Source organism: Pseudomonas phenolilytica (genome assembly GCF_021432765.1).
GTDB lineage: Bacteria > Pseudomonadota > Gammaproteobacteria > Pseudomonadales > Pseudomonadaceae > Stutzerimonas > Stutzerimonas phenolilytica.
Genome location: NZ_CP058908.1, coordinates 3389711 through 3402124, shown reverse-complemented (window position 1 = coordinate 3402124; position 12414 = coordinate 3389711). Strand labels below are relative to the sequence as shown.

11 protein-coding genes are annotated in these 12414 nt (G+C 69.2%); 2 read left to right on the top strand and 9 right to left on the bottom strand.

The window, feature by feature from the left end; translation table 11 throughout:
* Positions 1-168: 168 nt before the first annotated feature.
* Entirely contained in the window at positions 169-477 is a 309-nt protein-coding gene (locus HU825_RS16160) for a class I SAM-dependent methyltransferase (protein ID WP_043297061.1), read from the top strand.
* Here the strand turns inward: HU825_RS16160 and HU825_RS16155 are convergent.
* Complete coding sequence (locus HU825_RS16155; RefSeq protein ID WP_077683061.1) at positions 464-2137, bottom strand: bifunctional protein-serine/threonine kinase/phosphatase; 1674 nt, start codon at positions 2135-2137, stop codon at positions 464-466. The two genes, HU825_RS16160 and HU825_RS16155, sit on opposite strands and share 14 nt — an antisense overlap.
* A gap of 19 nt (positions 2138-2156) precedes the next feature.
* Positions 2157-3368 (bottom strand): MFS transporter, encoded by a 1212-nt coding sequence (locus HU825_RS16150; RefSeq protein ID WP_054093171.1) that lies wholly within the window; start codon positions 3366-3368, stop codon positions 2157-2159.
* A gap of 360 nt (positions 3369-3728) precedes the next feature.
* On the opposite strand from HU825_RS16150, the gene HU825_RS16145 reads away from it, so the two are divergent.
* A complete protein-coding gene (locus tag HU825_RS16145; RefSeq protein WP_234302466.1) occupies positions 3729-4673 on the top strand; it encodes a 1-phosphofructokinase family hexose kinase in 945 nt (314 codons plus the stop codon).
* Between the two features lie 16 nt (positions 4674-4689).
* Here HU825_RS16145 and HU825_RS16140 read toward each other — a convergent pair whose 3' ends face one another.
* The 7 genes from HU825_RS16140 to HU825_RS16110 all read right to left on the bottom strand — a co-directional run bounded on the left by HU825_RS16140 (position 4690) and on the right by HU825_RS16110 (position 12414).
* Positions 4690-5280, bottom strand: coding sequence for an ANTAR domain-containing response regulator (locus HU825_RS16140; RefSeq protein ID WP_054093169.1), 591 nt, complete (start codon positions 5278-5280; stop codon positions 4690-4692).
* Positions 5280-6500, bottom strand: coding sequence for a CmpA/NrtA family ABC transporter substrate-binding protein (locus tag HU825_RS16135; protein WP_234302465.1), 1221 nt, complete (start codon positions 6498-6500; stop codon positions 5280-5282). Before HU825_RS16135 ends, HU825_RS16140 begins: the two co-directional genes overlap by 1 nt.
* A gap of 108 nt (positions 6501-6608) precedes the next feature.
* Positions 6609-8231 carry a BatD family protein gene (locus tag HU825_RS16130; protein ID WP_234302464.1) on the bottom strand — a complete coding sequence of 541 codons (1623 nt, stop codon included), beginning with the start codon at positions 8229-8231 and terminating at the stop codon, positions 6609-6611.
* Positions 8228-9949, bottom strand: a complete 1722-nt coding sequence (locus HU825_RS16125) for a VWA domain-containing protein (protein WP_234302463.1) — start codon at positions 9947-9949, stop codon at positions 8228-8230. The genes HU825_RS16130 and HU825_RS16125 overlap by 4 nt, the downstream gene beginning before the upstream one ends.
* Positions 9946-10965, bottom strand: coding sequence for a vWA domain-containing protein (locus tag HU825_RS16120; RefSeq protein ID WP_234302462.1), 1020 nt, complete (start codon positions 10963-10965; stop codon positions 9946-9948). The genes HU825_RS16125 and HU825_RS16120 overlap by 4 nt, the downstream gene beginning before the upstream one ends.
* The gene (locus tag HU825_RS16115) at positions 10958-11458 is read right to left on the bottom strand and encodes a DUF4381 domain-containing protein (protein ID WP_054093165.1); all 501 of its coding nucleotides are present in this window, start codon (positions 11456-11458) and stop codon (positions 10958-10960) included. Before HU825_RS16115 ends, HU825_RS16120 begins: the two co-directional genes overlap by 8 nt.
* On the bottom strand, positions 11455-12414 hold the full coding sequence (locus tag HU825_RS16110; protein ID WP_054093164.1) for a DUF58 domain-containing protein: 960 nt from the start codon (positions 12412-12414) through the stop codon (positions 11455-11457). Before HU825_RS16110 ends, HU825_RS16115 begins: the two co-directional genes overlap by 4 nt.

Below are 12414 nucleotides of genomic sequence, written 5' to 3'. Positions count from 1 at the left end.
ATTGACAGGCGCGCAACCGCTTGCATAAAGTCGTACCTATGCGCCGATTTAGTCAGCTACTTGCGGGGCGCCGGGAACCGAGAGGTTTCGAAATACCGCTAAAGCGCTGGTTCCGGTGAAGCCTCCCACCGCTGCCCAGCGGAACTCGTGAGGCGGAATCTCCAAAGCATGAACGCAACGCACGCACAGCTACGCCTGGCCCCGATCACCAGCGGCCTGATCCGTTCCAATCCCAAGGTTCTTCTCGGCGGCGCTCACCAGCCGTCCCTGCTGCGCTACCTCGATGGCTGGCCACGGCGCAACAGCCGCTCGCGCGCGCTGCTGGTGCAGTTCGCCGGTGCCGGTGAATCCCTCGCGCGCTTCGCCGACGACAGTTTCGACCTCGCGGTTATCCAGTCGCCTTCGCCGGAAAACCTCGACGAATGCATCCGCGAACTGACCCGCGTGGCACGGCAGGGCTTGATCACCCGTCGCTGAGCAGCGCTAGCCACAACAGCAGATTCGCCAGCAGCGAGAGCAGCGCCAGGCCACGCCAGACTTTCAGTGGTTCGCGCTCCAGCCAGGGGCGCGGACGCTCCGGCGCAGCCGGACATTCCCCCTGTTCGAGGCGCAGCAGCCATTGCTCGGCGGTTTCGTAGCGCTGTTGCGGATCAACGGCAACCGCCTGCGCCAGCAGCATATCCAGCCATGCCGGCAGGTCCGGGCGATAGCGGCCGAGCGGAGTCGGCACGCCGAAGCGGCGGTGCTGAAAGGGTTCGATTTCACCGTACGGATACTGCCCGCTGAGCAGGTAGTAGAGGGTGACGCCCACGGCATAGAGATCCTGACCCACGCTCGGCGCGGCACCGGCGAACGCCTCCGGGGCGAGGAAGCTCGGTGTGCCGGGCAGGCTGCCGGGCGCCTGGCGTGACAGCCCCGGACAGAACGCCAGGCCGAAGTCGAGGATGCGCAGCTCGCCGTCGTTATCGATGTGCAGGTTCTCTGGTTTGATGTCGCGGTGCAGGATGTTGCGTCGGTGCAGCAGGCCCACCGCGCGGATCAGCTGCGTGGCCAGCGGCAGCCACTCGTCCAGGTTCAGCGGACCGGCTTGCCGCACGCGCTCGGCCAGCGTTTGACCCGTGTATTCACGCTGCACGTAGTACAGCTGCTGGCGCCGTGGCAGCGGGTGCAACTGGGCGACGCTGCGTGCGGCGGCGCGACGCATGAACCATTCCTCCTGCAGCAGGGCCGTCGCTGCCTCGGGGTCGTCCCGGCGACTGGCCGGCAGGGTTTTCAGCAGCCAGGCCTGCGCGTGTGCGTCGCGCACGCGATACAGCAGGGACTGGCGCGACGCGTGCAGCAGGCTTTCCACCCGCCAGCCTTCGAACAGCTGGCCGGCGCGTAGCGATGGCGGCAACGGCCAGTGCGGCAACTGCGCCAGCGCGTCGGCCAGCACCGCATCGGGCAGGGCGTCGATGCGCAGCAGCAGGGCACTGGCGTTGTCCTGACCGCCGTTGCGATGAGCAAGTTGAACCAGCGTGCGAGCCGCCTCGCCGAGGTCCGGCTGTTCGCCCAGCAGCCGCGCGATGGTGCGCTCGTCGACGCTCGCCCAGACGCCATCGCTGAGCAGCATGAAGCAATCGCCGACCTGCAATTCGCCGTCCAGATAGTCCATCCGCAGATGCTGATCCAGCCCCAGCGCGCGCTTCAGCACGTGCTGCATGCCGGCCTGCTCCCACACATGGTCCTCGGTCAGCCGCTGCAGCTGTCCGCCCTGCCAGCGATAGGCGCGGCAGTCGCCGATATGCGCGAGGGTAAAACGCCGGCCGCGCAGGACCAGCGCGGTCAGGGTCGTCAGCAACGGCTGGCCGCCGCCACTGGCCTGCAGCCAGCGGTTGTGCGCGACCAGCACGCGGTCCAGCGCCTGGGCCACGGCCCAGGTTTCCGGGGTGGCGTAGTAGTCCAGTGCCAGCGCCTGCAGTGTCGCCCGCGCGGCCAGCCCGCCGTCGGCGCACTGGCTGACGCCGTCGGCCAGTGCGAACAGGCAGCCCTTGCTGGCAGCCAGCCAGGGCACCGGCGTAGCCACGCGGATGGCGTCCTGGTTCTCCTCACGCGGGCCGGTGGCGCTGGCTTCGCCGAAAGACAGCTGCAAAGACACGGCAACCCCTCCGACTGCGCTAGATCCGCGCGGCGGTTACGGCCGCCGAGCCCCAGGTGGTGCGCCAGCGGCGCTTGACGCCCTGCAGGCCGAACCAGGCCACCACGCCGAGGCTGGCGAACAGCCACAGGCCGAGCTGGTAATCGCCGGTGGACTGCTTGATCGCGCCGAGCCCGGCGGTTAGCAGGAAGCCACCGATACCGCCAGCCATGCCGACCAGCCCGGTCATCACGCCGATCTCCTTGTGAAAACGCTGCGGCACCAGCTGGAACACCGCACCGTTGCCGGCCCCCAGGCTGAGCATGGCAACCACGAACAGCGCCAGCGCAGCCGAGGCGCTCGGCAGGTTGAAACCCACCGCGGCAATGCAGATCGATGCCACCGTGTACATCACCAGCAGCGCGCGGATACCACCGATGCGGTCGGCCAGCGCGCCACCGAGTGGGCGCAGCAGGCTGCCGGCGAACACGCAGGCGGCGGTGTAGTAGCCGGCCTTGACCGGGTCGAAGGCGTACTGGTCGTAGAAGTAGCCGGGCAGGGTGCTGGCCAGGCCGAGGAAGCCGCCAAAGGTCACGCTGTAGAAGAACATGAACCACCAGCTGTCGCGGTCACCCAGCGCTTTCAGGTAATCAGCGACAGATTTCGGCTTGGGTCGGTTAGGCGCGTTCTTCGCCACGCTGGCGAAGATGCCGAGCGTCAGTACCAGCGGGATCAGCGCCAGGCCGAACACGTTATTCCAGCCGAACATCGAAGCCAGCACCGGCGCGAACAGCGCCGCCAGCACGGTGCCCGAGTTGCCCGCGCCGGCGATGCCCATCGCCTTGCCCTGATGCTCGGCCGGATACCACTGCGAGGCCAGCGGTAGCGCCACGGCGAACGACGCGCCGGCCATGCCGAGGAACAGGCCGAGCAGCAGCGCCTGTTCATAACTGCGGATGCCATGCAGCCAGGCCACCAGCAGCGCGCCGATCACCACGACCTGGCCCAGCAACCCGGCGCTTTTGGGCGAGGTGCGGTCGGCCAGCATGCCGAGCAGCAGGCGCAGCACCGCGCCGGAAAGGATCGGCGTGGCGACCATGAAGGCGCGTTGCTGGGTGGTCAGGCCCAGGTCTGCGGCGATCTGCACGCCGAGCGGGCCTAGCACGTACCAGACCATGAAGCTCAGGTCGAAGTAGAGAAAGGCGGCAAACAGGGTCGGCGCGTGGCCGGCTTTCCAGAAACTCGTGTTCATCGTTCGGCTCCAGTTCGGATGGCGCGGCGGCGTTGCGTCGCGCATGAGGCGGTTGCTTCGTGGCCCCGGCAGCGGGGCGGAAACGACAAAGGCGCCGCAGCACACCTGCCGGAGCAGGGTGATGCGACGCCTTTGTCGGGAATCGGTAGCCGCCGTTGGTTACCGTTGCAGAGCATCCAGCAGAAAGCGTGCCAGCCCCTGGAGCGCGCCGTGGCGCAGCGCGCGGGCACTGCTGGTGACCGGGATGCATAGCCGACGCGCGCTTATGGCGCATGGCGGGTGCAAATCGGGGCGCTGACGCACGGCGCCAGCCGGCTGGTAGGCTTATCGTCAGGCGACTGCAATCGCAAGGAGTGAACGATGACGCGTATCGCCACGCTGACCCTCAACCCCGCGATGGACCTGGCTGTCAGCACGGCACGGGTGCTGCCCACGGAGAAGCTGCGCTGCGCGCATCCGCGTCACGACCCCGGTGGCGGCGGCATTAACGTGGCGCGGGTGGTGCACATTCTCGGTGGCGACTCGCTGGCGGTGTATCCGGCCGGCGGCCCGTTCGGCGATCTGTTGCGCCGCGCGCTGGACGACGTTGGCCTGGCGCATCTGCCGGTGGCGATTGCCGGCGACACCCGCGAGAGTTTCACCGTCGACGAGCAGGAAACCGGTCTGCAGTACCGTTTCGTGCTGCCCGGCCCGGTGCTCGGCGAGCAGGAGCGCCTGGGTTGCCTGGCCGCGCTGCGCGGGCTGCATCCGGCGCCGGGCTATCTGGTGGTCAGCGGCAGCTTCACGCCCGGCATCGAGCCGGCGTTCTTCGATGAACTGCTGGCGCTGGCGCGGCAGATCGGCGCGCGGCTGGTGATCGATCTGTCCGGCGAGCCGCTGGCCTACGCGGCGCGGCGCGGCGGCGCCTACCTGATCAAGCCCAGCCTGAACGAACTCGCCGGTCTCATGGGGCGTTCGATGGAAAGCGAGGCGGCGCAGGTGGCGGCGCTGCGCGAACTGATCCAGCGTGGCGCGGCGGAGATCATCGTGCTGTCGCTAGGAGCGCAGGGCGCGCTGTTCGCCTGTGGTGACCGGCTCGAACGCCTGCCTTCACCGGCGGTGCCGGTGGTCAGCGCCGTAGGTGCCGGCGACAGCATGCTGGGTGCCATCGTGCATGCCTTGGCGCAAGGCTACGAGCTGAGCGCGGCAGTTCGCTTCGGCGCAGCGGCTGGGGCGGCGACGGTGATGCGACCCGGAACCCAGCTCTGCCTGCGCACGGATGTCGAGCGGCTGTTCGCCGGGCAGATGGCCGCCGCCGGGGCGTGAGTCCGTCGCCTGCCGCTCAGTGGCCGAGCAGCTCGTTCATGGCGATGATCTGTTCGGCCACCTGGATCAGCTTCTGCTGGCGGCTCATGGCCTGGCGCCGCATCAGCGTGTAGGCCTCGTCCTCGTTGCATTCGCGCATCTTCATCAGCATGCCCTTGGCCAGCTCGATGCGCTTGCGCTCGGCAAGCTGCTGGTCGCGGGCGAGCAGCTGGGCGCGTAGCGCCTGATCGCTCTCGAAGCGTGCCATCGCCACGTCGAGAATCGGCTTGAGCCGCCGCGCGTGGATGCCTTCGACGATATAGGCGCTCACCCCGGCACCGATCGCCTGGCGCATGGTAGTTGGGTCGTCGTCGTCGGTGAACAGCACGATCGGCCGCGGGCGGTCGCGGCTGACCAGTACCACCTGTTCCATCACATCGCGGCCGGGGGAGTCGGTATCGATCAGCACCACGTCCGGGCGCACGGCCTCGACGCGTTCGGGCAGGTCGATGATCGAGCTGCAGGCGTCGATGACCTCGAAGCCGGCGGCGACCAGCGCGCTGCGCAGGCGCCCGACCTTCTTCGGCGTATCGTCGACCAGCAGGATGCGCAGTACGTCGCTCTGCATCAGCGGCTACCTCCCGGGGCATCGTCGGCCAGCGCATGCAGGGCGAAGCTGCGGGCATAGGCGGCCGGATCGCTGCCGTCCCAATGGCTGTCGCCCAGGAGAAGGCTGTTGCGATTCGACGCAACAGGCACCGCAACACCCAACGCTCCGGCGGCGTCCCGATAGAGTGCGGTCTGCTGCACGGCGCGGGCCACGGCGTGGTAATCCGGGTCATGACGCATCAGGCCCCAGCGGCGCAGCTGGGTCATGAACCAGATGCCGTCGGAGTGGAACGGCATGTTCACCGCGCCGTCGGCGAAGAAGCGCAGCGGATGGGCGTCCTGCCAGGCGTTGCCGAGGCCGTCGCAGTAATGCCCGAGAAAGCGCGGCGCGATGGCCGTCAGCGGTACGTCGACGTAGTCGCGGGCGGCGATCAGCTGCGCGGTGCTGCGGCGGTTCTCGTCGTTGCGCTCGATGAAACGGCTGGCGGCGAGCACCGCCATGATCAGCGCACGGGCGGTATTGGGGTATTGCTCGACGAACGCACGGGTGCAGCCGAGGACCTTTTCCGGATGATCCGGCCAGATCGACTGGCTGGTTGCGAGGGTGAAACCGGTCTGTTCCGCCACGGCCTGTGCGCCCCAGGGTTCGCCCGCACAGAAACCGTCGATGCGACCGTGACGCAGGTAGCCCACCATCTGTGCCGGCGGAACCACCAGGGTGCGCACGTCGCGCAACGGATGGATGCCGTGGGCGGCGAGCCAGTAATACAGCCACAACGCGTGGGTGCCGGTGGGAAAGGTCTGGGCGAAGGTCAGGCGTGCACCGCTTTGGCGCACGCAGCGGTGCAGCGCTTCGGCATCGGTCACGCCGGCTTCCTTGAGCGGCATCGACAGGCTGATGCTCTGGCCGTTTTGCGCCAGCCCCATGAGCACGGCCATGTCCACCGGCGCGCTGCCGCCGATGCCCAGATGCACGGCGTAGATCAGCCCATAGAGCGCGTGGGCGGCATCCAGCTCGCCGTCTAGCAGTTTGTCGCGCAGGCCGGCCCAGGAATGCTGGCGGCGCAGGTTGAGCGTCAGCCCGAACGGCTGGGCGAATCCCTGAGTGGCGGCGACGATCAGCGAGGCGGCATCGGTCAGTGCCATGAAGCCGAGGTTGATGCTGCTTTTCTCCGGAGCATCGCTTCCGGCAACCCAGGCGAGGACGTCATGGCTTGGTGAGCGGGGCGTTGCGGGCATGCGGGCGACCTTGTTGGTGCGGGCCGGCACGCAGTTCGCACCGGCTTCGATCAGCTCCGTAGCAAGCGATATGCCAGGACCGCTGCGGTCGGGCACACGGCGGTGGGGTCAGCGCGGGTACAAGGGTGGCAGCACGCCGGGTTCCTGCTCGGCGGCGGGTGTCTGCGCCGGCGGCAGGGTCTGGATCGCCTGCCAGAGCGCGTCGCCTTGCCAGCGTTGGCCGGTTTCGCTGTACAGGGCGCCGTTGAGTCCGTCGAGCGCATCGGACAGCGGCACGAAGCGCGCCGCCATGTCGGCGAGGGTTTCCGGTTGCTGGCGCGCCCAGGCGTCCAGCGCCTGGCGGGTGGCCTGGGTGTCGTTGGCCTGGCAGGCCCGGCGCAGATCATCCAGCAGGCTGCGGGGGGTGGGGCCGGGCTGCAGGGTGCGCACGGCCGGTTGGCGCCGCGCACGCCACCACAACGCGAAGCCGAGTGCGGTGGTGAGCGCGAACAGCGCGGTACTCAGCTGCCACGGCCACAGCAGCGTGCGCGGTCGGGTGGGCGAGCCGGCCGGCAGCGGTTCCAGCGGTGGCTGGTCGAGGTTGGCGTTGGGCGCCACCTGCAGGGTGCGCGCGGCAAGCACGGTGCGTTCGAGGCGGTCCTCGAGGGTATTCCACCAGACCACTTCGATGGCCGGCAGCTGCAGCTCGCCGCTGCCGGTCGGCACCAGCGCCTCGCGTTCCTCGCGGCTGCCGATCAGGCCGTTGCTGTCCACTTCGTCGGCTAGGTTGGGCTGGTCCGGATAGCGGCGCAGGCCGGCGATACGCGCGGTACCGACGGACGGCAGCTGCGCACCGGACAGACCTTCGGCCTTGAGCAGCAGGCTGCGGGTCAGGGCTTCGCCGTGCATGGCCTGATCCGGCTCCGGGCTCCAGGCTTCCACCAGGGTCACACGGGTGGCCGGCAACCACGGGGCGTCAGCCGGATAGCTGGCGGGCCTGGGCTTGACGTGCAGCGGGATGCTCGGCGATTTGACCTGGGTGGCCTTGCCCGGACGCGGGCCGAGCAGGGAGCTGCCGCTGGCGACAGTAGTGGCGCTGAACAGCTGGCCGGGAATCAGCAGATCGCCGCTGTGCTGCGGGAACAACGCATAGCGAATCTCGATCACCCCGTGGCGCAGGCCATTGATGGTCTTCTCGTAGGTGCGCGGCTCGCCGAGGCGCTCCACTCGTGCGTTCGGCATCTGCAGTGGCGACAGGTTGCTGTCGTCGTACAGCGACACGGAGTGGAAGATGCGCAGGGTAAGGATCACCTGCGCCTGCACGTAGACGCTGTCGCGGTCGAGACTGGCGTCGATGAAGATCGGTGCCAACTGGTCGCCGTCATCCGTGTTGCCCGAATCCTTTACCAACAGCGTGATCGGCTGGCTGCGCAGTTCGCCCAGCTGCAGCGGCGGAATGACCAGCTGGCCGCTGCGCCGGGGGCGCAGCGTGGTGAGCCAGCGGGTGGTGGAACGGGTTTCGCCCTGGACGTTGGACAGGCTGTTGAGCTGGCGGGTGTCGAAGACCTCGAACAGCTCGTCCAGGGGCTGCAGGTCAGGTTTGCCGAAGACCGTGGCGTTGCGTACCTCGAGGGTCAGTTCGAGGGTTTCATCGAGGCTCAGCTGGGTGCGATCGACACTGGCGTGCAGGTCCGCGGCATGGCTCGGGACAGCCAGGAGAGCGAGCAGTACAAAGGCCATCAGGCGGATCATCGATTCAGTTCCTGGCGCTTGCGTTGTTCGTAAAGGAATTTGCGGCGCAGCAGCTCGCCCGGATCATCCGGAATCTGCCGAATCCACTGCTCCATCGCCTGCTGGCGCTCACGGGCCGGCAGGTCTTCGAGCGGCGTTGCGGCATCTTCGGTATCCGCCTCGGCTGGCGGCGGTTCGCTGGCCTGCGACGCGTTGGCGGGCGCTTCGCTGGCGCCCGGTTCGGCGTTGGGCGGCGGCGTTGCCGGTTGCGTGGTGTCCGGCGTGGTGGGACTGGTCTGCGCGCTGGGCGGCGGCGCTGATGTGGCCTCGGTACCGGGTTGCTCGCCGGTTTGCGGCTGCTCGGGCGCGGGCTCCTGCTGGCGCTGGCGCAACAGTTCCTCGATCAGCGCCTTGTTGCGCTGCGCCGGCGCCAGGTCTGGTTGCCGCTCCAGCGCCTGCTCGTAGGCTTCGAGGGCGGCCTCCAGTTGCTCGCTGCGTGCCAGCGCGTTGCCGCGGTTGTAGTGGTCGCTGGCGCTGTCGCCGGTGGCGAAGCGTTCGGCGGCTGCCGCGTAGTCGCCGGCACGGTAGAGCGCGATGCCCTGCCAGCGCGGGTCGTCGAAGCGTTTGGCGGCCTCGCCCGGTCGCTGCGCCTGCAGCAGGCGCTGGCCCTGCTGATCCGGGCGCAGCCAGAGGTCGGCGAACTCCAGCGCGCGGGCCGGCTGCGGTTGCAGCAGCAGGAGCGGCAGGCAGAACAGCCAGCCGCGGCGTCCGGCACAGGCGGCGAGCAGCAGCAGCGGCAGCAGCAACCAGTAGCCCTGGTCGAGCCAGGCGTCCAGGCGGGTGGTTTCGTCCTGCTTGAGCACGCCGCCGCTGGCCTCCAGCAGGCCGAGGTTGCGCAGGTCGGCGTCGTCCAGGCGTGCCTGCTGGTAGCGGCCGCCCAGTTCGGCGGCGAAACGGCGCAGGCCGGCGTTGTCCAGGCGCGGGATGAGAATGGCGCCGTTTTCGTCCTTGAGGAAGCTGCCGTCCTCGCCGGCGATCGGCGCGCCCTGTTCGCTGCCGATGCCGAGGATCGCCAGGCGTTCCCCGCGCCCGCCCAGCAGTTCGGCGATGTGCTGCTGTGCTGCATCGTCGATCGCACTGGTCATCAGCAGCAGCCGGCCGCGGCCCTGGGCCCCCTGTTCGAGCAGCGCCAGGCCTTGCGCCACGGCAAGATCGGCGCGCCGCCCGGGCTCTGGCATCAGTGCGGGGCTCAGCACGTTGAGCAGGTTGGCGGTGGTGGCGAGGTCGTCGGACAGCGGCACCAGCGTATGCGCGCTGCCGGCATAGACGACCACGGCGGTCTGCGCATCCGGACGGCTCTCGATCAGGTCGAGCAACTTGCGCTTGGCCTGTTCCAGGCGCGACGGCGGGCTGTCGGCGGCGAGCATGGCGGGCGTCGTTTCGAGCAGCACCACCAAGGGATCGGCGCGTTTCAGGCTGGGCTGCTCCAGGCGCTGCCAGCTCGGCCCGAGCAGGGCGAGGCAGGCCAGCAGCCAGGCCAGCCCCAGGGCGACCCACGGCAGGCGGCTGTTGCGCAGGCGGCCGCGGGTCAGCAGCGCGGCGTGGAACGTCTCGGGAAGCAGGCGCTGCCAGCGGCCGATCTGCCGCTGGCGGTGCCAGAGCCGCCACAGCAGCCAGATCAGCAGCGGTACGATCAGCAGCCAGAAGGGCCGCAGCAGATGCGGCCAGAACGCGCTCATCGACGTCGCTCCAGCGCTGCGGCGAGGCGTTGCAGCGGCGCCTGCCAGAGATCGGCGGCGACCAGCAGCAGGCTGATCAGCAGCGCTGCGCTGAGCGGCCAGGCATACAGCGGCTGGGCGATGCGGGCGCGGGCCGGCTGCTGCGCGGCCGGTTCGAGGCGATCGAGGGTATCGCCGATGGCTTGCAGCTCGGCGCTCGAACGCGCACGGAAATAGCGACCCCCGGTGCGCTCGGCGATCGCCTGCAGGGTCGCCTCGTCCAGCTCCAGTCCGGGATTGAAACCGAAGCGACTGAGCACCCCGCCTTCCTCGGCGTCGGCTCCGATGCCGATGGTGTGGATCTTCACCTGCTCGTCGGCAGCCAGCTGTGCAGCTATCAATGGTGCGACCTCGCCGCCGTTGTTGGCGCCATCGGTGATCAGCACCAGCACCCGGCTGTGCGTGGGGCGCTCGCGCAGGCGCTTGACGGCCAGGCCGATGGCGTCGCCGATGGCGGTGTTGCTGCCGGCGATGCCGACCACCGCGTCGTCCAGCCAGGTGCGCACGGTGCGCCGGTCGAAGGTCAGCGGCGATTGCAGGTAGGCCTTGCTGCCGAACAGGATCAGCCCGACGCGATCGCCGTGGCGGTCCTCAATGAAATCGCCGAGCAGCAGCTTGACCAGCTCCAGACGGCTGATCTGCTCGTCCTGCCATTGCATGTCGGGGTAATCCATCGAGCCGGAAACGTCCACTGCCAGCAGCAGGTCGCGCCCGCTGGTGGGCAGCGGCAACGGCTCTCCGAGCCATTGCGGGCGGGCGGCGGCGAACAGCAGCAGCAGCCAGATGGTCAGGTAGGGCAGCTGCTGACGCCATGCCGGCAGCGCAACGCGCGCGCGGCGGCCGGCCAGGTTTTCCAGCTCGGCGAGAAAGCTCACCTTGAGTGCCGCCTCGCCGCTGTCGGCGGCGGGCAGCAGCCAGCGCAGCAGCCAGGGCAGCGGCAACAGCAGCAACATCCACGGCCAGGCCAGCTCAAACATGCTTGCGAATCCAGATTTCGACGGCCTGCTCCAATCCGTCGATGGCCTTGTCGTCGAGCCGGCATTCGGCGCGGTAGGAACCTTCGACCAACACCATCCAGCGGGTCAGGCCGGCGGCCGGGCAGCGGCTGTCGAGAAACGCCAGCCAGGCGCGGCCGCTGAGCGTATGCGGGTGGTTGTCCGGGTAGCGCGTGCGGCACAGCCGCTTGAGCAGGGCGTTGAGCTGTTGCAGCCAGTGGCTGGCAGGCTGCCCGCCGTAGGGCTTGATGAGCTTGGCCAGTTCGAGCAGTGCGGCCTGGCGCTGCGGGTCCAGCGGCGCTTCGACCGGTGCGCGGCGCGGGCGCACCCGCTGCAGCAGGCGGTAGCGCTGGTGCCACAGGCCGGCAACGGCACCGACCAGCAGCAGCGCCAGCAGCCACCATCCCGGCGCCGGAGGCCACCAGGAAACCGCGGGCGGCAGGATCGGCGGTGCGAGCTGATCGAGCGGGTTCATGCGTGGGCTCCGGCATGCTGCACGCTGAGGTGCTCGCGCAGCTGTTCGACCGGGTCGCGCTGCGTGTCGAGCGGCATCAGCGGTACGCGCAGGCGGTCGGCCAAGCGCTGCCAGCGAGCGCTGCGGGCCTCGCCCAGCTGGCGGTAGGTCTGGCGCAGCGTGGCGTCGTGGGTGTCCAGTTCCAGCCGCGCGCCGCGCTCGGCGAAGCGCAGCAAACCGGCGGCGGGGAGGGCGTGGTCGAGCGGGTCGAAGATCGGCAACAGCAACAGATCGACGTGGCGCGCCAGCAGGCTGAGCTGCTGCTCAGCGGTGTCGGTCAGGGTGCGTTCGTCGCACAGAATCACCGCCAGACTGCCCGGACGCAGCACCTCCCGCGCGCGGCGCAGGGCCAGACCGAAGGCATCCGTTTCGATGGGCGTATCGCTGTCGAGCCGGCCGTTGGCGCGAGCCAGGCGGTCGAGCAGTTGCAGCAGGCTCTGCTTGTTGCGTCGCGGTTTGATCTCGTGATGCTCGGCATTACCGAACACCAGCCCGCCAACCCGGTCGTTGTGCAGCAGCGCGGCCCAGCCGATCAGGCTGGCGGCCTCGGCGGCAAGCACCGACTTGAACACCCGCGCGCTGCCGAAGAACAGCCGGCGGCTCTGCTCGACCAGCAAGTAGATGGGCCGCTCGCGCTCCTCGTGAAACAGCTTGGTATGGGGCTCCTGAGTGCGCGCGGTGACGCGCCAGTCGATGGTGCGCACGTCGTCGCCGGCCTGGTAGACGCGCACCTGATCGAAGTCCACGCCGCGCCCGCGCAGCTTGGAGTGATGCAGGCCGACCAGCGGGCTGCGCCGGTGCGGCGTGGAAAACAGCGGCACCTCGCGCACGCGATGGCGCAGGTCGATAAGTGCTTTCAGGCTGGTGCGCACGCCGGTTTCGGCCGGCGGCGCGGAGGGCTGCGCGGCCGGGTGCAT

Excerpts from the sequence above, each read along its gene's own strand:
- HU825_RS16160 (WP_043297061.1), top strand. The coding sequence starts at position 169 with ATGAACGCAACGCACGCACAGCTACGCCTGGCCCCGATCACCAGCGGC.
- HU825_RS16150 (WP_054093171.1), bottom strand. The coding sequence starts at position 3,368 with ATGAACACGAGTTTCTGGAAAGCCGGCCACGCGCCGACCCTGTTTGCC.
- HU825_RS16145 (WP_234302466.1), top strand. The coding sequence starts at position 3,729 with ATGACGCGTATCGCCACGCTGACCCTCAACCCCGCGATGGACCTGGCT.
- HU825_RS16140 (WP_054093169.1), bottom strand. The coding sequence starts at position 5,280 with ATGCAGAGCGACGTACTGCGCATCCTGCTGGTCGACGATACGCCGAAG.
- HU825_RS16135 (WP_234302465.1), bottom strand. The coding sequence starts at position 6,500 with ATGCCCGCAACGCCCCGCTCACCAAGCCATGACGTCCTCGCCTGGGTT.
- HU825_RS16130 (WP_234302464.1), bottom strand. The coding sequence starts at position 8,231 with ATGATCCGCCTGATGGCCTTTGTACTGCTCGCTCTCCTGGCTGTCCCG.
- HU825_RS16125 (WP_234302463.1), bottom strand. The coding sequence starts at position 9,949 with ATGAGCGCGTTCTGGCCGCATCTGCTGCGGCCCTTCTGGCTGCTGATC.
- HU825_RS16120 (WP_234302462.1), bottom strand. The coding sequence starts at position 10,965 with ATGTTTGAGCTGGCCTGGCCGTGGATGTTGCTGCTGTTGCCGCTGCCC.
- HU825_RS16115 (WP_054093165.1), bottom strand. The coding sequence starts at position 11,458 with ATGAACCCGCTCGATCAGCTCGCACCGCCGATCCTGCCGCCCGCGGTT.
- HU825_RS16110 (WP_054093164.1), bottom strand. The coding sequence starts at position 12,414 with ATGCACCCGGCCGCGCAGCCCTCCGCGCCGCCGGCCGAAACCGGCGTG.